17 protein-coding genes are annotated in these 17,605 nt (G+C 64.0%); 6 read left to right on the plus strand and 11 right to left on the minus strand.

Features of this window, described 5'->3' with window-relative positions; translation table 11 throughout:
• Nucleotides 1-163: 163 nt before the first annotated feature.
• From L6639_RS19260 to L6639_RS19280, 5 genes are all read right to left on the minus strand, one after another.
• Nucleotides 164-1,564, minus strand: a complete 1,401-nt coding sequence (locus tag L6639_RS19260; protein ID WP_237863194.1) for an aspartate ammonia-lyase — start codon at nucleotides 1,562-1,564, stop codon at nucleotides 164-166.
• A gap of 29 nt (nucleotides 1,565-1,593) precedes the next feature.
• The gene (locus L6639_RS19265; RefSeq protein ID WP_237863195.1) at nucleotides 1,594-2,121 is read right to left on the minus strand and encodes a hypothetical protein; all 528 of its coding nucleotides are present in this window, start codon (nucleotides 2,119-2,121) and stop codon (nucleotides 1,594-1,596) included.
• 44 nt (nucleotides 2,122-2,165) lie between these two features.
• A complete protein-coding gene (locus L6639_RS19270) occupies nucleotides 2,166-2,768 on the minus strand; it encodes a YqaA family protein (protein WP_237863196.1) in 603 nt (200 codons plus the stop codon).
• Nucleotides 2,769-2,909: 141 nt separating this feature from the next.
• Nucleotides 2,910-3,314, minus strand: coding sequence for a phosphoribosyl-ATP diphosphatase (gene hisE, locus L6639_RS19275; RefSeq protein WP_237863197.1), 405 nt, complete (start codon nucleotides 3,312-3,314; stop codon nucleotides 2,910-2,912).
• A 116-nt stretch (nucleotides 3,315-3,430) separates the two neighbouring features.
• Nucleotides 3,431-3,793 carry a hypothetical protein gene (locus L6639_RS19280; protein ID WP_237863198.1) on the minus strand — a complete coding sequence of 121 codons (363 nt, stop codon included), beginning with the start codon at nucleotides 3,791-3,793 and terminating at the stop codon, nucleotides 3,431-3,433.
• Nucleotides 3,794-4,097: 304 nt separating this feature from the next.
• On the opposite strand from L6639_RS19280, the gene L6639_RS19285 reads away from it, so the two are divergent.
• From L6639_RS19285 to L6639_RS19305, 5 genes are all read left to right on the plus strand, one after another.
• Nucleotides 4,098-5,903 carry a glucan ABC transporter ATP-binding protein/ permease gene (locus L6639_RS19285; RefSeq protein WP_237863199.1) on the plus strand — a complete coding sequence of 602 codons (1,806 nt, stop codon included), beginning with the start codon at nucleotides 4,098-4,100 and terminating at the stop codon, nucleotides 5,901-5,903.
• Nucleotides 5,904-6,104: 201 nt separating this feature from the next.
• A complete protein-coding gene (locus tag L6639_RS19290; RefSeq protein ID WP_237863200.1) occupies nucleotides 6,105-7,562 on the plus strand; it encodes a D-alanyl-D-alanine carboxypeptidase family protein in 1,458 nt (485 codons plus the stop codon).
• Between the two features lie 196 nt (nucleotides 7,563-7,758).
• Entirely contained in the window at nucleotides 7,759-9,444 is a 1,686-nt protein-coding gene (locus tag L6639_RS19295; protein ID WP_237863201.1) for a long-chain fatty acid--CoA ligase, read from the plus strand.
• A gap of 15 nt (nucleotides 9,445-9,459) precedes the next feature.
• Nucleotides 9,460-10,014, plus strand: a complete 555-nt coding sequence (locus tag L6639_RS19300) for a DUF924 family protein (RefSeq protein ID WP_237863202.1) — start codon at nucleotides 9,460-9,462, stop codon at nucleotides 10,012-10,014.
• A gap of 108 nt (nucleotides 10,015-10,122) precedes the next feature.
• The gene (locus L6639_RS19305) at nucleotides 10,123-10,608 is read left to right on the plus strand and encodes a peroxiredoxin (protein WP_128949648.1); all 486 of its coding nucleotides are present in this window, start codon (nucleotides 10,123-10,125) and stop codon (nucleotides 10,606-10,608) included.
• 125 nt (nucleotides 10,609-10,733) lie between these two features.
• On the opposite strand, the gene rnhA is transcribed toward L6639_RS19305, so the two are convergent.
• The 3 genes from rnhA to ispH are packed head-to-tail and all read right to left on the minus strand — an operon-like array spanning nucleotide 10,734 to nucleotide 13,165.
• Nucleotides 10,734-11,198 (minus strand): ribonuclease HI, encoded by a 465-nt coding sequence (gene rnhA, locus L6639_RS19310; protein ID WP_237863203.1) that lies wholly within the window; start codon nucleotides 11,196-11,198, stop codon nucleotides 10,734-10,736.
• Nucleotides 11,195-12,190 (minus strand): homoserine kinase, encoded by a 996-nt coding sequence (locus L6639_RS19315; protein WP_237863204.1) that lies wholly within the window; start codon nucleotides 12,188-12,190, stop codon nucleotides 11,195-11,197. The genes rnhA and L6639_RS19315 overlap by 4 nt, the downstream gene beginning before the upstream one ends.
• Nucleotides 12,191-12,196: 6 nt before the next feature.
• Nucleotides 12,197-13,165: a 4-hydroxy-3-methylbut-2-enyl diphosphate reductase gene (gene ispH, locus L6639_RS19320; protein WP_237863205.1), complete on the minus strand. Its 969-nt coding sequence runs from the start codon at nucleotides 13,163-13,165 to the stop codon at nucleotides 12,197-12,199.
• A 256-nt stretch (nucleotides 13,166-13,421) separates the two neighbouring features.
• On the opposite strand from ispH, the gene L6639_RS19325 reads away from it, so the two are divergent.
• A complete protein-coding gene (locus tag L6639_RS19325; RefSeq protein WP_128949643.1) occupies nucleotides 13,422-14,117 on the plus strand; it encodes a DUF1013 domain-containing protein in 696 nt (231 codons plus the stop codon).
• 87 nt (nucleotides 14,118-14,204) lie between these two features.
• Here the strand turns inward: L6639_RS19325 and L6639_RS19330 are convergent, their stop codons facing one another.
• The 3 genes from L6639_RS19330 to L6639_RS19340 all read right to left on the minus strand — a co-directional run bounded on the left by L6639_RS19330 (nucleotide 14,205) and on the right by L6639_RS19340 (nucleotide 17,485).
• Nucleotides 14,205-14,951, minus strand: a complete 747-nt coding sequence (locus L6639_RS19330; protein ID WP_237863206.1) for an OmpW/AlkL family protein — start codon at nucleotides 14,949-14,951, stop codon at nucleotides 14,205-14,207.
• Nucleotides 14,952-15,130: 179 nt separating this feature from the next.
• On the minus strand, nucleotides 15,131-15,400 hold the full coding sequence (locus tag L6639_RS19335; protein ID WP_237863207.1) for a hypothetical protein: 270 nt from the start codon (nucleotides 15,398-15,400) through the stop codon (nucleotides 15,131-15,133).
• A 174-nt stretch (nucleotides 15,401-15,574) separates the two neighbouring features.
• On the minus strand, nucleotides 15,575-17,485 hold the full coding sequence (locus L6639_RS19340; RefSeq protein WP_237863208.1) for a propionyl-CoA synthetase: 1,911 nt from the start codon (nucleotides 17,483-17,485) through the stop codon (nucleotides 15,575-15,577).
• Nucleotides 17,486-17,605: the final 120 nt, after the last annotated feature.

The following is a 17,605-nucleotide window of genomic DNA, read 5'->3' on the forward strand; positions in this document are numbered from 1 at the left end:
CGCCGTGGCGGGTGCCACTACGGCAATTCCAACGCGCGGAATTCCTGCTCCGTCATTCCGGGGCGCGCGAAGCGCGAGCCCGGAATCCATTTGGCCGCGGGCGCTGACGCGCGATGGATTCCGGGCTCGACGCTACGCGTCGCCCCGGAATGACAGCGACCGCCTACCCAAGCAAATCCGGATTGATCAGCCGCTCGAACGAGAACATCTCGTCCCATTTCTCCTGCGTCAGCAGCTTGCGCTCGACCACCACGATCTGGTGCAGCGACTTGCCGCTCTTGTAGCCCTCGCGCGCGATCTCGGCGCATTGCTTGTAGCCGAGCAACGGCTTCAGCACGGTGACGATGCCGAGCGAGTTCAGCACCATGTTGCGGGTGTGCTCCTCGTTGGCGGTGATGCCGACAATGCAGTTCTCGCGCAGGCTGTTGACGGCGCGCTCCATGGTGCGGATCGAGAAGAACAGCGCGAACGATATCACCGGCTCCATCACGTTGAGCTGGAGCTGACCGGCGCTTGCTGCCAGCGTGACGGTCATGTCGAGGCCGATGACGAGGAAGCTGGTCTGGTTGACGACCTCGGGGATGACGGGATTGACCTTGCCCGGCATGATCGAGGAGCCCGGCTGCAATTGCGGCAGGTTGATCTCGTTGAAGCCGGCGCGCGGGCCCGAGGCGAGCAGGCGAATGTCGTTGCAGATTTTCGTCAGCTTGCTCGCGGTGCGCTTGAGCACGCCGGAGAGCTGCACATAGGCGCCGGTGTCCGAGGTCGCCTCGACGAGGTCGCCGGCGAGGATGAAATCGACGCCGGTCAGTGCGCTCAAATGCCGGACCGCGAGCTTGGGATAACCGACCGCCGCAGTGACGGAGGTGCCGATCGCGGTGGCGCCAAGATTGATCTCGCGCAGCAGCGCGCGCGCTTCCGAAATGCGGTCGACCTCCTCGCCGATGGTGGTGCCCCATCCCTTGAACTCGGCGCCGAGCGACATCGGCACCGCGTCCTGCAGATGCGTGCGGCCCATCTTCAGCACGCGGTCGAATTCGCGGCCTTTTGCGAAGAAGGCCTCCTGGAGCTGGCGTAGCGCCGTCATGTAGCTCTCGAGGCGAAGGATCAGCGCGAGGCGAAACGCGGTCGGATAGGTGTCGTTGGTGGACTGGCCATAATTGACGTGGTCGTTCGGGCTGACGTGCTGGTAGTCGCCCTTGTGGAAGCCGAGCGATTCCAGCGCGAGGTTGGCGATCACCTCGTTGGCGTTCATGTTGGTCGAGGTGCCGGCGCCGCCCTGGATGAAATCGGTGACGAACTGATCCATCATGTCGCCGGCGATGACGCGGTCGCAGCCGAGGATGATGGCATCGGCGACCTTGGCGTCGATTGCGCCGAGGTCGCGGTTGGCCATCGCCGCGGCCTTCTTGACGTAGCCCAGCGCCTTCACGAAGTAAGGCTCCTGGTTCATCGGAATGCCGGTGATGTGGAAGTTCTCCTTCCCCCGGATGGTCTGGACGCCGTAATAGATGTCGTCGGCGATCTCACGCTGTCCGAGGAAGTCCTGCTCCGTGCGGCTCATGGGCGCTCCTTGCTGCTCGCGCGACGTCCCTAGTTCTGGCACAGCGCGCTGGTGACGACGGTATCGGTGCGGCAATCGTCAGGTTTGCGTTGCCTGCCCGGAATGAGCACCTTGGCCGAGCACTTCTCGGCGGAATCGGTGTTGAGGCTCTTGCCTTCCTTGTAGCCCTTGCTCTGGCAGAGCTGGTTGGCCGCGAGCTTGCAGTCGGGCGCACCGTTCGACGAGGCCGGGCAAGCCGCGCGCCCGGAGACCATGCTGGACGGCGTCGCCAACCGCGACAGGTCGTTCATGGTCTCGCTAGGGCTTTTGATCGGCGGCAGGATCGAGGGCAGCTTGTCGAACAGCTTGCCCATTTCGTTGATCAGCCCGGGATTTTCCGCTGGCGCCTGCGGCGCTGAGGGTGCGGGCGGCGGAGCGGCCTGAGGCCCCTGCTCCTGCAAGCCGAGCGATTGCGGCGCCGATTGCGCCCAGCCGATCCCGCCGGCGCTGACCATGAGCAGCACTGCTGACATCAGCGTCCCGAGCCATACGGCCGGATTGCCGGATCGAACCATCATGAGGTCAACCGTAGCCGAAGCCGGCGCGGTGGCAAAGCGCGGGGTTAGATCAGCTTGATCGCCACAACAAAGCCGAGCACCAGCACGGCGGCGCCGAGCGCGACCCACAGGCCGAGATGCCGCTCGATCCGCTCGCGGATCCAGTCGCCATAGCGGTTGAGCAGGATCGCCACGATGAAAAAGCGTCCACCGCGCGCGACGATCGAGCACAGGACGAAAAGAGCGAGATTGTAGCCGGCAAAGCCCGAGGTGATGGTGACGAGCTTGTAGGGGATCGGCGTCAGGCCCTTGAGCAGGATGATCACCGCGCCCCACTCGGCATAGGAGGCGCGGAAAGCGTCGACCTTGTCGCCGAGGCCATAGACCTGGATCAGCCAATGTCCGACCGAGTCAAACAGCAGCGCGCCGATGGCATAGCCGAGCAGTCCGCCCAGCACCGAGGTCGCGGTGCAGATCGCGGCATAGACCCAGGCGCGCTGCGGGCGCGCCAGTGACATCGGGATCAGCATCACGTCCGGGGGGACGGGAAAGAAGGAGCTTTCTGCGAAAGCCACGGCACCCATGATCCAGAGCGCATAGGGCTTGTGGGCGGCGTCGATGCACCAGTCGTAGATACGTTTCAGCATGGCGCCGCGATGAAGCACCATGGGACGGATTTGTCCATCGCGAGTTTTGTGACGGTTAGCGTGATCCGGACCCGAAGGGCCGCCTTAGCGCAAAGTGTAGGCGGTTTTCCGAAAAGATCACGCTCAAACAACAACCTAAAGCGCGATGAGCTTCATCGCGCTTTAGTGCCTTTTTCGCGCTCCGCGCCCTTCGAGCGCGGCAATTGGCCGCCTCGCGGAGATGCGAGGTGAGGCGACTTTGGGCAGCTTCATCGCCGACTTCGGCAGCTTTTCGGCAATGCCGAGCATGTCCTCCCGCCGCGACATCTCGCGCCAGACGTCTTCGGGGCGGACGCCTGCGGACGCCCAGAGCACGGTGAGATTGTAGAGCAGATCGGCGCTTTCGCGGACCACGGCCTTGGCGTCGCCGTTGACCGCATCGATCACGACCTCGATGGCCTCTTCAGCCAGCTTCTTCGCCATCTTGGAGGGGCCGCGCTGAAACAGGCGCGCGGTGCGCGATGTTGCCGGATCAAGATCCCTGGCCGCGAGCACAGCCAAATACAGCCGCTCAAGCGAATCACTCATGTCGTAAAAACTACTCTAAACCAATGGAGAGCGCGTTAACGCGCGACAATAAAAGCGAAAAACAGGCCGGCGCGACAAGCGCGACGGCCTGTTGATCGATGGCATGGAGCGATTGGTTATTCGCAAGCGTAGCCGGAATAGCCGTGGGCGCAGACCTTGGTGTAGCCGCCATAGCGCTCCTGGTAGCCCGAGTCGTAATAATAGGGACCATAGCCGGGTCCGCTGTAGTAGGCCGGGCCGCTGTCGTAGTAGTAGCCCGGACCCGAATCATAGGCGTAGGCGTCGCGGGTCGCGGCGATCGCAAGCCCGGTACCGATGGCGCCGGCAATCGCCGCACCGGCGAAGGCCGCGCCGCCACCGCCATGCCAATGACGGCCGCCGGCGAACGAAGCGGTAGGGGCGACGCTGGTCAGCGCCAGCACCGCGGCAGTGGCGAGAACGGCCTTGCGGCCGGCAAACTTTGAAAATCGGTCAAACATGTCCTGGACCCTCCTTGGGACCTGCACTGGCGCCTCGATACAGGCTCGTGTCTTTCAAACACCCGCATCCCATGTTGGGTTCCCCAACCCCAACACAAGCTGAACAGCCTTGCGTGATCGTGACGCAACCGCCGCTCATCTCCCGTTCAGGTTGGGTGACGCAGGCACATCAGGCACGCCGCGGCTCAGTGCCGTCGGCGAGAGATCGAGCGGATGGCAAAAGCTTCCGCTGTATCTCGCGGGCGATCCCTGTTTAGAATGTCATCTCAAGGTCATACCGCCTGCCTGGGTCAGCGCCTGCCTCATGTCCATTTTCCGTCTCTACACCCGTGTTCTCGAGCTGCTCGGCAAGGAGGCGCGGCTGGGCTGGCTGCTGGCATTCGCCAATCTGCTGCTGGCCGGCTCGCAATTCGCCGAGCCGGTGCTGTTCGGGCGGATCGTCGACGTGCTCTCCGGCAAGACGGTCGCAGGCTCGAGCTCGGCCTGGCCGTTCCTGCTGGCGTGGGCCGCGTTCGGCCTGTTCACCATCGCCTGCAGCGCGCTCGTGGCCTTGCAAGCCGACCGGCTCTCCCATCGCCAGCGCCAGGCGGTGCTGACCAGCTATTTTGAACACATCCTGCAGCTGCCATTGACCTTCCACTCCGGGACCCATTCGGGCCGGCTGATGAAGGTGATGCTCAACGGCACGGATGCGCTGTGGCGGCTCTGGCTCGGCTTCTTCCGCGAGCATTTTGCCGCGATCCTCTCCGTCGTGGTGCTGCTGCCGCTGTCGCTCTATCTGAACTGGCGGCTTGCGATCCTCTTATTCGTACTCTGCATCGTCTTCACCGCGCTGACGACCTTCGTCGTGCGCAGGACGTTCGGCATGCAGATGGCGGTCGAGGAGCATTACAGCGAGCTCTCCGCACGTGCCTCCGACGCGCTCGGCAACGTCGCGCTGGTGCAGAGCTTCGTGCGCGTCGAATCCGAGGTCAAGGGACTGCGCTCGGTCGCCGACGAGCTGCTCGCGGCGCAAATGCCGGTGCTGTCGTGGTGGGCGCTCGTCACCGTGATCACGCGCGCCTCGACCACCATCACCGTGCTCGCGATCTTCACGCTCGGCATCGCGCTGCATGACCAGGGCCTGACCTCGGTCGGCGAGATCGTGATGTTCGTCAGCTTCGCCACCCTGCTGATCCAGAAGCTCGAACAGGTGGTGAGCTTCATCAACAACGTGTTCATGGAAGCGCCGCGCCTGCGCGAGTTCTTCAATGTGCTCGATGCCGTGCCGGCCGTTCACGACCGGCCAGATGCGATCGATGCCGGAAGGCTCTCCGGCCTCGTCGAGTTCAACGACGTCACCTTCTCCTATGACGGCAAGCGGCCGGCGGTCGAGGATCTCTCCTTCACTGCGCTGCCGGGCCAGACCATCGCGCTGGTCGGCCCGACCGGTGCCGGCAAGTCGACCGCGATCGCGCTGCTGCACCGTGCCTTCGATCCGCAATCCGGCTTCATCAGGATCGACGGCATGGACGTGCGCGGCGTCACGCTGACATCGCTGAGGCGGAACATCGGCGTCGTGTTCCAGGAAGCGCTGCTGTTCAACCGCTCGATCGAGGAGAACTTGCGCGTCGGCAAGCCCGACGCGACCGAAGCGGAGATGCGCAAGGCGGCGGAGCGCGCGCAGGCGCTCGAATTCATCGAGCGCAGCGGCGGCTTTGCGACCAATGCCGGTGAGCGCGGCCGCATGCTGTCAGGCGGCGAGCGGCAGCGGCTGTCGATCGCGCGTGCACTGCTGAAGGACCCGCCGATCCTGATCCTGGACGAGGCGACCAGCGCGCTCGATGCCGTGACCGAGGCCAAGGTCAACGCTGCTCTCGACGAAGTGATGAAGGGCCGCACCACGTTCGTGATCGCCCACCGCCTCTCCACCATCCGTAATGCGACACGGATCCTGGTGTTCGAGAACGGGCGGGTGATCGAAAGCGGAACTTTCGATGAACTCGTCGCCAAAGGCGGCCATTTCGCCGAGCTCGCCCGGGCCCAGTTCATGGTGCAGGAACAAGCACAGGCCACACGGAACAGCGCGAGTGCCGCGGAGGCCGCTTCGGCTGCCGTCAAAGCCCCATAAAAGTCCCCACAGCAAGTCCCCGTAGCGCCGTCGAAATTCAGCCTATTTCGTTGCGGAATACCGCCCCGAAGCCCCTATGCTCGACGCACGAGCCGGTATAGGTTTGCGCTGCCGCGAGCGGCGGCGCCGGATTTCAAAACCGAACATCAGATCACGAGAACCGCGTGGAACCAGCGGCTCTCCAAGGACCGGAATCGGATAGTGCACGCCTTTCGCCCGCTGCTTCGCAAATCCCTGTTCAACCTGTTCGCCGCGACGCTCGCCGTCGCTGCGCTCCTCGCGCCACGCCTCGCGAATGCCGAAGCGCTGCTGCTGATCGAAGCCGATACCGGCAAGGTGCTGCAGGCCGATAACGCCACCATCCCCTGGTATCCAGCCTCCGTCACCAAGATCATGACCGCCTATGTGACGCTGAAGGCAGTGAAGGACGGCAAGATCACACTCGACACGCTGCTGACGGTGTCGCCGACGGCCGCCTCGCAGTCGCCCTCGAAGATGGGCCTGCGTCCGGGAACGCAGCTCACCGTCGACAACGCGCTGAAGATGATGATGGTCAAGTCGGCGAACGACATGGCCGTGGTGCTGGCCGAAGGCCTCGGCGGCTCGATCGACGGCTTCTCGGTGATGATGAACGACACCGCGAAGAAGCTCGGCATGACGCAGACGAACTACGTCAATCCCAACGGCCTGCCGGCGGACGGACACGTCACCTCGGCGCGCGACCTCGGCATTCTCGCCCGCTCGTTCCTGCGCGACCTGCCCGAATACGAATACTTCGTGCACATCCCCGCGATCCGTTTCGGCAAGCGGATCACGCCGAACTTCAACAAGCTGATCGGCCGCTACCCCGGCGCCGACGGTTTCAAGACCGGCTTCATCTGCGCCTCCGGCTACAACCTCGTGGCGTCAGCCACGCGCAACGGCCGCCGTCTGATCGCGGTGGTGCTCGGTGCCAGCTCCGGCACTGCGCGCGCGGTGAAGGCGGCGCAGCTGCTCGAGCGCGGCTTCAGCCAGGACAATCTGTCGTGGCTGCGCCCCTCGCTCGGCACCGTCGAGAACCTCGTGCCGGTCGATGCCTCGCCGCCGAACCTGCGCGAGGAGATGTGCGGTGGTCACCGCAAGCATCCGGCCAGCGACGACGACGATGCGCTGATCGCGACCAATGGCAGTGGATCGACCTCTCTAACCGGTGGCGAAGCCAAGGTCACGTTCTTCACCGCCGGCCTCCAGCCACCACTGATGAAGGCCTCCGATTTGATGGCCTCGGCCGCGGAGCCTGTGGAGCCCGTGGTGGTCTATACCGGCCCGACTCGCACAGGCGCGGCCCTCGTCGCGGCCGTCGCAGCCGACACGGACCAGCAGGCCACGCCGAAAGCGCGTGGCAAGAAGTCGCGCGTTGCCAAGAAGCCCGACGCCGGCAGTGACACCAAGACGGCGGCCGCCAAGCCCGACGCCACGGCGAAAAGCGATGCAAAGAGCGCTGCAAAGCCGGCCGCGAGCAAGCATGCCGCGGCCAAGCCTTCTGAGAACAAGCCTTCTGAGAACAAGCCTTCTGCGAACAAGCCTGCTGCGAACAAGCCGGCGGCGAGCGGCGATCAGGCTGCCAGATCTGCAAAGCCCAAGGCCGCGACAAAGAAGCCCGCGCCCAACAACAGCTAGGTTAACGCTCCAGGTCCGTCAGGCTGCGGGGCGCACTTCGCACCTGCGGCAGCGACTTGCGACGATTCCAGTAGCCACTTTCCGGCCTTTGCCCTAAGCCTCGACCGCTTGCCAGCCGTACCGGCAGGCTCGATACTGGCGGCAATGAGGCAGCCCGGGACACAACGGGCTCTGGTGTTAAGAGAGGGGAGTTTCCATGGAGCGCATCTGGCTCAAGCAATATCCGCCCGGCGTGCCCGCTGATATCGAGCCGACGCAATACGCATCGCTGGTCGACCTGCTGGAGGAGAGCTTTGCGAAGTTCGCCGACCGCAAGGCGTTCATCTGCATGGACAAGGCGATCACCTATCGCGACCTCGACCAGATGTCGCTGGCGCTCGCCGCCTATTTGCAGGGCCGCGGCCTGCAGCGCGGCGCCCGCGTCGCGATCATGATGCCGAACGTGCTGCAATATCCGGTTGCCACCGCGGCCGTGCTGCGCGCCGGCTTTGCCGTCGTCAACGTCAACCCGCTCTACACGCCGCGCGAGCTCGAGCATCAGCTCAAGGATTCCGGTGCCGAAGCCGTCATCGTGCTGGAGAACTTTGCCCACACCGTCGAGCAGGTGATCGCGAAGACACAGGTCAAGCACGTCATCGTCGCCAGCATGGGCGATCTGCTCGGCTTCAAGGGCGTGATCGTCAATCTGGTCGTCCGCCGCGTCAAGAAGATGGTGCCGGCCTTCGCACTGCCGGGCTCGGTGACGTTCAACGACGCGCTCGCGGCCGGCCGCGGCCAGACCTTCAACAAGCCAAAGCTCTCGCCCGGCGACGTCGCTTTCCTGCAATATACCGGCGGCACCACCGGCGTCTCCAAGGGCGCCACGCTGCTTCACCGCAACATCGTCGCCAACGTGCTGCAGAACGACGCCTGGCTGCAGCCGGCGCTCAATTCGCCGCCGCATGTCGAGCAGCTCATGATCGTCTGCGCGCTGCCGCTCTATCACATCTTCGCGCTGACGGCCTGCTACCTGCTCGCGGTGCGCGCCGGCGGCTGCAATCTGCTGATCCCGAACCCGCGCGACATCGCAGGCTTCATCAAGGAGCTGGCGAAATATCAGGTCAACAGCTTCCCGGCCGTCAACACGCTCTACAACGGCTTGATGCATCATCCCGATTTCAAGAAGCTCGACTTCTCCAAGCTGAAGATTTCCAACGGCGGCGGCATGGCGGTGCAGCGCCCCGTGGCCGAGCAGTGGAAGGCCGTGACCGGCTGCTTCATCGCCGAAGGCTACGGCCTGTCGGAGACCTCGCCGACGCTGACCTGCAACCCTGCAACCACAACCGAATTCTCAGGCTCGATCGGCATCCCCGTGCCCTCGACCTGGATCTCGATCCGCGACGACGACGGCAATGAGTTGCCGCTCGGTCAGGCCGGTGAGATCTGCGCCAAGGGCCCGCAAGTGATGTCGGGCTACTGGAACAGGCCGGAGGAAACCGCCAAGGTGATGACGGCGGACGGCTATTTCCGCACCGGCGACATTGGCGTGATGGACGAGAAGGGTTTTACCAAGATCGTCGACCGCAAGAAGGACATGATCTTGGTCTCCGGCTTCAACGTCTATCCGAACGAGATCGAGGAAGTGATCGCGAGCCATCCGGGCGTGCTCGAATGCGCCGTGATCGGCATCCCCGATGCCAAATCGGGCGAGGCGGTGAAGGCCTTTGTGGTGAAGAAGGATCCGAACCTCACGGCCGAGGACGTGATCAAGTTCTGTCACGAGCAGCTCACCGGCTACAAGGTGCCCAAGCACATCGAATTCCGCACCGACCTGCCCAAGACCAATGTCGGCAAGATCCTGCGCCGCGAGCTGCGCGACGAGAAGAAGGCTCAGGCGGCGTAAGTCCGTCTCTGCTCCATGACTGACGTCCGCGACATCACGCCATCAGGCATTCTCGCCTTCTGGCGAGAGGCCGGCCGCGACGCCTGGTACAAGCGCAACGAGGCTTTCGATGCCGAGATCAGGTGCCGCTATCTCGGCCTGTGGGAGCAGGCCGCCGCCGGCCGGCTGACCTCCTGGGAGGGCAGCGACGACGGCGCGCTTGCGCTGGTCATTGTGCTCGACCAGTTTCCCCGCAACATGTTCCGCGGCACGCCCGCTGCTTTTTCCAGCGACGCGCTGGCGCTCGATATTGCCCGCCGCGCCATCGATCGAGGCGCCGGTGGCCGGGTCGATCCTGCCCTGCTCGAATTCCTCTATATGCCGCTGATGCATTCCGAGCACCTCGGCGACCAGGAGCAATGCGTCGCGCTGTTCCGCGGGACCGACAATAAGGACGCCCAGGAATCGGCTGCCGAGCACGCCGAGATCATCCGCCGGTTCGGCCGCTTCCCTCACCGCAACACTGTCTTCGGACGCGAGACCACGGCTGACGAACAGGCCTTCCTCGATGGCGGCGGGTTTGCCGGCTGATGACATAACGGTGAAGGGAGGCCTGCCCGTCCGCTTCTTCCGCCGGCAATATTGTGCAGTTCGGCCGCACGGTCTAAAAAGCGGGACCGATTTTCAGGGAGACTGACGATGGCGATCCAAGTTGGCGACAAGCTGCCCGAGACGAAATTCCGCGTGATGACGGCGGAAGGCCCGCAGGTGAAGACCACCGACGATATCTTCAAGGGCAAGAAGGTGGCACTGTTCGCGGTGCCCGGCGCCTACACCGGCACCTGCCACAAGATGCATCTGCCGAGCATCTTCCTCAATGCCTACGCCATGAAGGACAAGGGCGTCGACACCATCGCGATCGTCTCGGTCAACGACGCTTTCGTCATGAACGCCTGGAAGCGCGACACCGACCAGCGCGACGAGGCGATCTTCCTCGCCGACGGCAATGCCGATTTCGCCAAGGCGATCGGCATGGAGCTCGACGCCTCCGGCAACGGCCTCGGCATCCGCTCCAAGCGCTACTCGATGCTGGTCGAGGACGGCGTGGTCAAGAAGCTGAACCTCGAGGCGATGCCCGGCAAGGTCGAGGTCTCGGGCGGCGATACGCTGCTGGGGCAGCTCTGAGCCTTAGCCGCGGCTCTTCTTAAGAATGACGTCATGCCCGGGCTTGTCCCGGGCATCCGCGTTCTTGGTCGTGCGCATCAAGGCGCGGATGGCCGGGTCAACCCGGCCATGACGAGTGGAAAGACCTACTCCGCCAACCGCTGCTGCAACCGCGCCTTTACGATCCCGTCCCGCGCGAGCTGATCCGCGCGCTCGTTCTCCGGATGGCCGGCGTGGCCCTTGACCCAATGCCAGCGCACCTCGTGCGCTTTCAGCGCCGCATCGAGGCGCTGCCATAGCTCGACATTCTTCACCGGCTTCTTGTCGGCGGTGCGCCAGCCGTTGCGCTTCCAGCCGTGGATCCAGCCGGTGATGCCCTGCCGGACATATTGGCTGTCGGTGTAGAGATCGACCGTGCACGGCTTCTTCAGCGCTTCCAGCGCCGAGATCGCCGCCATCAATTCCATCTGGTTATTGGTGGTGTGGCGCTCGCCACCGTTCAGCTCTTTTTCCTTTTCGCCGAACTTCAGGATCGCGCCCCAGCCGCCGGGCCCGGGATTGCCCGAGCACGCGCCGTCGGTGAAGATCGTGACATTGGGAAGCTCGCTCACGCGACCAGTCCTGACGGCATCAGCCCATAATCCCGCACGCTGGAAACGCTCTGATGGAACCGCAGCTTGCGGACATATTCGAGAGGATCCTTCGGCTTGACCAGCGCGCCCGGGGGGACGTTGAGCCAGTCGACCAGCCGCGTCAGCAGGAAGCGGATCGCGGCGCCGCGCGCGAGCAGCGGCAGCGCGGCCTCTTCCGCCTCCGAGAGCTTTCGCACCCGGCCATAGGCGTTGAGGAAGGCGCGCGCCTTGGTAACGTTGAAGGAATGATCCGGCTCGAAGCACCAGGCGTTCAGGCAGATCGCGACGTCATAGGCCAGCATGTCGTTGCAGGCGAAGGTGAAGTCGATGATGCCCGAGAGCTTGTCACCGAGGAAGAAGACGTTGTCGTTGAAGAGATCGGCGTGGATCACGCCCTCGGGCAGATTGGTTGGCCAGACTCCACCCGAGAGATAGTCGAGCTCGGCTTCGAGAAACGCGCGCAGGCCGGGCTGCACTTCGTCGGCGCGATCCGCCGCAGCATCGAACAACGGCCGCCAGCCCGCGACGGACAGCGCGTTGGCCCGTTTGATCGCAAAATTGGCGCCGGCCAGATGCATCCTCGCCAGCCCCTCGCCGACGCCGGCGCAATGCACAGCGTTCGGCTTGCGCGGCCAGATGCCCTCGAGAAAGGTGATGATCGCGGCCGGCCGTCCCTGCAACTCGTGCAGCGCCTCGCCGTCTTTCGCCTTCACCGGCAGCGGGCACGTCACGCCATGCTCGGCCAGATGCGTCATCAGCGCGAGGAAGAACGGCAGATCGTTCTTGGCCACGCGCTTCTCGTAGAGCGTGAGGATGAACGAGGCTTGCTGATTTCCTTGGCTGGTGTGCAGCAGGAAGTTGGTGTTCTCGACGCCCTCGGCGATGCCCTTGTAGGAGAGCAATTCGCCGAGATCGTATTGCTTCAGGAAATCCGCAAGCTCGTCGGCGGCAACGTCGGTGTAGACCGCCATGCAAGACTACTCGGCGGCAGCTTCGGGGCGCACCTGACGCGGCAGCGGGAAGAACTCGTTCTCTTCCGCAGCCGAGACCGTCTCCACATGCAGCGTGTAGCGCTCGGCGAACGCGTCCATGATCTCCTCGACGATCACTTCCGGCGCCGACGCGCCCGCGGTGATGCCGAGGCTTCCGATGTTGCCGAACCTGGTCCAGTCGATGTCGGCGGCGCGCTGCGCCAGCACGGCGATCTTGCAGCCCTCGCGCTCGGCGACCTCGCGCAGGCGCTGCGAGTTCGACGAGTTCGGCGCGCCGACGACGATCAAGGCATCAACCACCGGCGCCACCTTCTTCACCGCGAGCTGGCGGTTGGTGGTGGCGTAGCAGATGTCTTCCTTGTGCGGGCCGTTGATGTTCGGGAAGCGCTCTTTCAGCAGCGCCACGATCTCCGCGGTGTCGTCGATCGACAGCGTCGTCTGGGTCACGAAGGCCAGGTTGTTGGGGTCCTTCGGATTGATGGTCTTGGCGTCCTCGGCGGTCTCGATCAGGGTGACGGCGCCGACCGGCAGCTGGCCGAGTGTGCCGACGACTTCAGGATGATGCGAGTGGCCGATCAGGAATATCTCGCGGCCGCGCTTGAAGTGGATCGCGGCCTCGCGGTGGACCTTGGTCACCAGCGGGCAGGTCGCATCCAGCGAGAACAGATTGCGTGACGTGGCATCGGCGGGAACCGACTTCGGCACGCCATGGGCCGAGAACACCACCGGCGCGGTGGTGTTTTCCGGGATCTCCGCCAGTTCCTCGACGAAGATCGCGCCCTTCTTCTTCAACCCGTCGACGACATATTTATTGTGCACAATCTCGTGGCGAACATAGACGGGGGCGCCATACTTATCGAGCGCCCGTTCCACGGTGTCGATCGCCCGGACCACCCCGGCGCAGAAGCCACGGGGAGAACAAAGCACGATCTTGAGGTCTGGTTTGGCTGACATTGAGCGATCTCGGGACCGAATCACCCGGCAATATGGGCGGAAAACGGTCGATGGATGGATTAGGGCTAAAGCTTAAGGGCTTATGGCGGCTTGAGAGGGAATTGGGCCCCCTTTCGAGCGCTGTCAAGGCACTATCTATAGCAGAACCATTGCGTGGCTACCCCCTCCGGGCTTATATAGCGCGAATTCCCTGTCATCGCTGATGACCACCGGTTTCGCCTCCTGAGGGGTGGGCGAAGCACAAAGGAGATTTGCCATGAGCAACGCACCTCTGATGCCCAAGGCGACCGCCGTCTGGCTGCTCGACAACACCGCGCTGACCTTCGACCAGGTCGCCGATTTCACCAAGATGCATCCCCTCGAGGTGCGCGCGATTGCCGACGGGGACGCCGCCCAGGGCATCAAGGGCATGGACCCGATTTCCAACGGACAGCTGACCCGCGAGGAGATCGAGAAGGGCGAGAAGAACCAGGACTATCGGCTCCGTCTGCAGGAGAGCAAGGTCGTGCTGCCGCCCCAGCCCAAGCGCAAGGGCCCGCGCTACACCCCGGTGTCGCGCCGCCACGAGCGTCCCAGCGCCATCCTCTGGCTGCTTCGCAGCCATCCCGAGCTCAAGGACGCCCAGGTCATGCGCCTGGTCGGCACCACCAAGAGCACGATCGCCAGCGTGCGCGACCGCACGCACTGGAACACCTCGCAGCTGACCCCGATCGACCCGGTGACCCTCGGCCTTTGCTCGCAGATCGAGCTCGATTTCGAAGTGGCGCGCGCGGCCAAGGAAAAGCCGATCGACGCAAACTACGGCGGCGCCACCCTGCTGCCGGCCTCCGAGACCACCAAGAAGGACGAGTACGAGCCGTCGGAGAAGTCGAGCGACGACCTCAACGTCGACGCCGTGTTCGCCAAGCTCAAGACCCTCGGCGGCAAGAAGCACGAGGAAGAGGAAGAGTAAGGCTCCGCTCTCCATCGTTCGTCATTGAAACGCAAAACGCGGCGGGCCAACCCGCCGCGTTTTGTTTGTCTCGCGACTGCCGCGTCGTCAGAATTTATAGGTGACACCGCCGCCGACCAGCCACGGATCGATATGCGCGGTGCCGGTGACCGGCAGGCCGCTCACGGTGGCCGAATAGTCCGGGCGCAGCCAGAGCTTCTTGACGTCGACGTTCAAGCCCCAGTGGCGATCGAGCATATAGTCGAAGCCGAACTGGACCGCGCCGCCCCAGGCGTTGCTGACGTGCAGGCCCGTGGTGGTCGCAACGATCGCGGGCGGCCCGACGATCGCGGCGGCCGTGTTGGAGGCGGAGGTGTTGAAGAACACCGTATAGTTCACGCCGGCGCCGATATAGGGCTTGAACGCGCCAAAATTATCAAAGTGATACTGCAGCGTCAGCGTCGGTGGCAGCAACGTGGTCTTGCCTACAGGCAGGTTGGCAAGCGAGCCGGTGCCGCTGATCGAATGCCTGGTGACGCCGAGGATCAGCTCGGCCGCGATGTTCTTGGTAAAGAAATAGCTGATGTCGAGCTCGGGCACCGCCTGGTTGCTGATCGAGAGGCCGGAATTCGGCGACGACAGCGTGGGCACGCCCGCGACATTGACGGTCGAGCCACCCGCATCCGGCAATACGCCGAGCACGCGCAAGCGCACCATCCACGGATTGAAGTTTTCAGCCGCCGGCGGCGCTTTCGTATAGACCGGCAAGTCGGCGGCCTGCGCTCCGGCAATGGTCCCCGCGACCATAGCGCCAAACGTCGCAAGCCGCGCCAGGTTTCTTATTGTTCTCTGCATTGTCATTCCCCTTCAGCCATGTCGTGCGTCGTTGCGCGACGTCAGCGTCAGAGCAGAAAGGGAGTGATGAAGGATTTGATGCCGATCAAATCAGGACGGACGCGACACGATTTGGCCGCGGCGTTGCAGATGTGTCACGAGGAACGCGACACTCGCTCGGGATAATTCCGCGGCCAGAGTCAGGGCCGGTCCGGATGGTTCAGCATGTATTCGCCGAGATCGCGCTGACGGCGGTCGGAACGGGCAAGTGCGGCATTGCGCTGGACGTCGCGGTCCTTGCGGCAAGCCACATATTCCGGCGAGCCGACCGCGAGGCCGCGGCTCTGGCACACCGCGTCATCGTCGTCACTCCCCATTGCCGTCGGCGTCTGGTAACGCCCAGCGCAGGCTGAGAGAGCGATGGCGAGGCCCACGGCGATGAGCAGCCGCGGCGCGGTGGCGAGTGACATGGGAGGCCCCCTGTTGGCTGGCCCTGTTTAGCGCGGAATGAGGAGATTGTAAGTCAGCAAACATCGTCATTCCGGGGTGGTCCGCAGGACCGAACCCGGAATCTCGAGATCCTCAGGTGCGCAATTGCGCACCATAGTTCGGTCCTGCGGACCGCCCCGGGATGACGCTTCGCGTCACACCCTCCCCTTCAGCGCCGCCCCGATCTCGTCCAGCACCTTGGGGTCCTCGATCGTCGCCGGCATGGTCCAGGCCTCGCCGTCGGCGATCTTCTTGATGGTGCCGCGCAGGATCTTGCCCGAGCGCGTCTTGGGCAGGCGGCCGACCGTGATGGCAAGTTTGAAGGCGGCGACCGGACCGAGCTTGTCGCGCACCAGCGCGATGATTTCCTTTTCGATCTCGCTCGGAGAGCGTTTCACGCCGGCCTTCAGCACCAGGAAGCCGCAGGGCACCTCGCCCTTGATCGCATCCTTGACGCCGAGCACGGCACATTCGGCGACATCGGGATGCGAGGCCAGGATCTCCTCCATGCCGCCGGTTGAGAGGCGGTGTCCGGCAACATTGATGATGTCGTCGGTGCGCCCCATGACGAAGACATAGCCGTCCTCGTCCTTGTAACCGGCATCCGACGTTTTGTAGTAGCCGGGGAATTCGTTCAGGTAGGCTTCCTTGAACCGCTCATCCTGATTCCACAGCGTCGGCAGGCAGCCCGGCGGCATCGGCAGTTTGATCACGATCGAGCCCATGGTGTTCGCAGGCACCGGCTTCGCGGCCTCATCCACCACATCGACCTGGTAGCCCGGCATCGGCACCGTCGGCGAGCCGTGCTTCACCGGCAATTGCCCGAGTCCGACCGGATTGCCGGCGATGCACCAGCCGGTTTCGGTCTGCCACCAATGGTCGATGACAGGCACCTTGAGCTGCTGCTCCGCCCATTCCACCGTCGGCGGATCGGCCCGCTCGCCGGCGAGGAACAGCGTGCGGAATTTGGAGAGGTCATATTGCCGGATGAACTTTCCGTCCGGATCCTCTTTGCGGATGGCGCGGAACGCGGTTGGCGCGGTGAACAGCGCGACCGCCTTGTGCTCGCTGATGACGCGCCAGAACGCACCGGCATCGGGCGTGCCGACCGGCTTGCCCTCATACATGATCGAGGTCGCGCCATGCAGCAGCGGGCCGTAGACGATGTAGCTGTGGCCGACGACCCAGCCGATGTCTGAGCCGCACCACCAGACCTCGCCCGGCTTGACGCCATAGAGGTTGAACATCGACCATTTCACCGCGACCAGATGCCCGCCATTGTCGCGCACGACACCTTTGGGGATGCCTGTCGTGCCAGACGTGTAGAGAATGTAGAGCGGATCAGTGGCAGCGACCGGCACGCAAGGCGCCTTCTTGCCGTCGTTCATCGCCTTGCGGCGCAGGCTCGCCCAATCATAATCGCGCTTCGGCGTGAGGTCGCATGTCAGCTGCGGACGCTGCAGCACGATGCAGGCCTTTGGCTTCGCGGACGCCAGCTTGATCGCCTCATCCAGCAGCGGCTTGTATTGCACGATGCGGCCGGGCTCGATGCCGCAGCTCGCGGAGAGAATGAGCTTTGGCTGCGCATCGTCGATCCGGGTCGCGAGTTCCTTCGCGGCAAAGCCGCCGAACACCACCGAATGCACGGCGCCGATGCGCGCGCAGGCGAGCATCGCGACCACGGCCTCCGGCACCATCGGCATATAGAGGATGACGCGGTCGCCCTTGGCGACGCCAAAATCCTGCATGATGGCGGCGAGCGTCTGCACCTCGGCCAGCAATTCGGCGTAAGTGAATTTGGTGACGGTATCAGTCAGCGGCGAATCATGGATCAGCGCGACCTGGTCGGCGCGGCCACGTTCGACATGGCGGTCGAGCGCGTTGTAGCAGGTATTGACGACACCGCCGTTGAACCAGCGGCCGTAGACGCCTTGCGAGGGATCGAAGATTGTCTTCGGCGGCTCGATCCAGTCGATCTCCTTGGCCGCCTCGGCCCAAAAGCCCTCGGGATCGGCCAGCGAGCGCGCATGGACCTCGTGATATCTGCTCTTTCCCTGGACATTCATTCCCGGCGCTCCCGTTCCGTTTATTGGCCTCATCTTGACCTGACGCCTGGACGTCAGTCCCGCCATGACCGGGATCAAGTGCCGACCTTGTTTGAGGGGTATTTTCCCGGGAACGGGCCG

This window comes from Bradyrhizobium zhengyangense (assembly GCF_022012555.1).
GTDB lineage: Bacteria > Pseudomonadota > Alphaproteobacteria > Rhizobiales > Xanthobacteraceae > Bradyrhizobium > Bradyrhizobium zhengyangense.

Coding starts and splice junctions, on each gene's coding strand:
- L6639_RS19335 (WP_237863207.1), bottom strand. CDS start 15,400: ATGTCACTCGCCACCGCGCCGCGGCTGCTCATCGCCGTGGGCCTCGCC.
- L6639_RS19285 (WP_237863199.1), top strand. CDS start 4,098: ATGTCCATTTTCCGTCTCTACACCCGTGTTCTCGAGCTGCTCGGCAAG.
- L6639_RS19325 (WP_128949643.1), top strand. CDS start 13,422: ATGAGCAACGCACCTCTGATGCCCAAGGCGACCGCCGTCTGGCTGCTC.
- L6639_RS19265 (WP_237863195.1), bottom strand. CDS start 2,121: ATGATGGTTCGATCCGGCAATCCGGCCGTATGGCTCGGGACGCTGATG.
- L6639_RS19295 (WP_237863201.1), top strand. CDS start 7,759: ATGGAGCGCATCTGGCTCAAGCAATATCCGCCCGGCGTGCCCGCTGAT.
- L6639_RS19330 (WP_237863206.1), bottom strand. CDS start 14,951: ATGCAGAGAACAATAAGAAACCTGGCGCGGCTTGCGACGTTTGGCGCT.
- hisE (WP_237863197.1), bottom strand. CDS start 3,314: ATGAGTGATTCGCTTGAGCGGCTGTATTTGGCTGTGCTCGCGGCCAGG.
- L6639_RS19305 (WP_128949648.1), top strand. CDS start 10,123: ATGGCGATCCAAGTTGGCGACAAGCTGCCCGAGACGAAATTCCGCGTG.
- L6639_RS19340 (WP_237863208.1), bottom strand. CDS start 17,485: ATGAATGTCCAGGGAAAGAGCAGATATCACGAGGTCCATGCGCGCTCG.
- L6639_RS19280 (WP_237863198.1), bottom strand. CDS start 3,793: ATGTTTGACCGATTTTCAAAGTTTGCCGGCCGCAAGGCCGTTCTCGCC.
- L6639_RS19260 (WP_237863194.1), bottom strand. CDS start 1,564: ATGAGCCGCACGGAGCAGGACTTCCTCGGACAGCGTGAGATCGCCGAC.
- L6639_RS19300 (WP_237863202.1), top strand. CDS start 9,460: ATGACTGACGTCCGCGACATCACGCCATCAGGCATTCTCGCCTTCTGG.
- L6639_RS19315 (WP_237863204.1), bottom strand. CDS start 12,190: ATGGCGGTCTACACCGACGTTGCCGCCGACGAGCTTGCGGATTTCCTG.
- L6639_RS19270 (WP_237863196.1), bottom strand. CDS start 2,768: ATGGTGCTTCATCGCGGCGCCATGCTGAAACGTATCTACGACTGGTGC.
- ispH (WP_237863205.1), bottom strand. CDS start 13,165: ATGTCAGCCAAACCAGACCTCAAGATCGTGCTTTGTTCTCCCCGTGGC.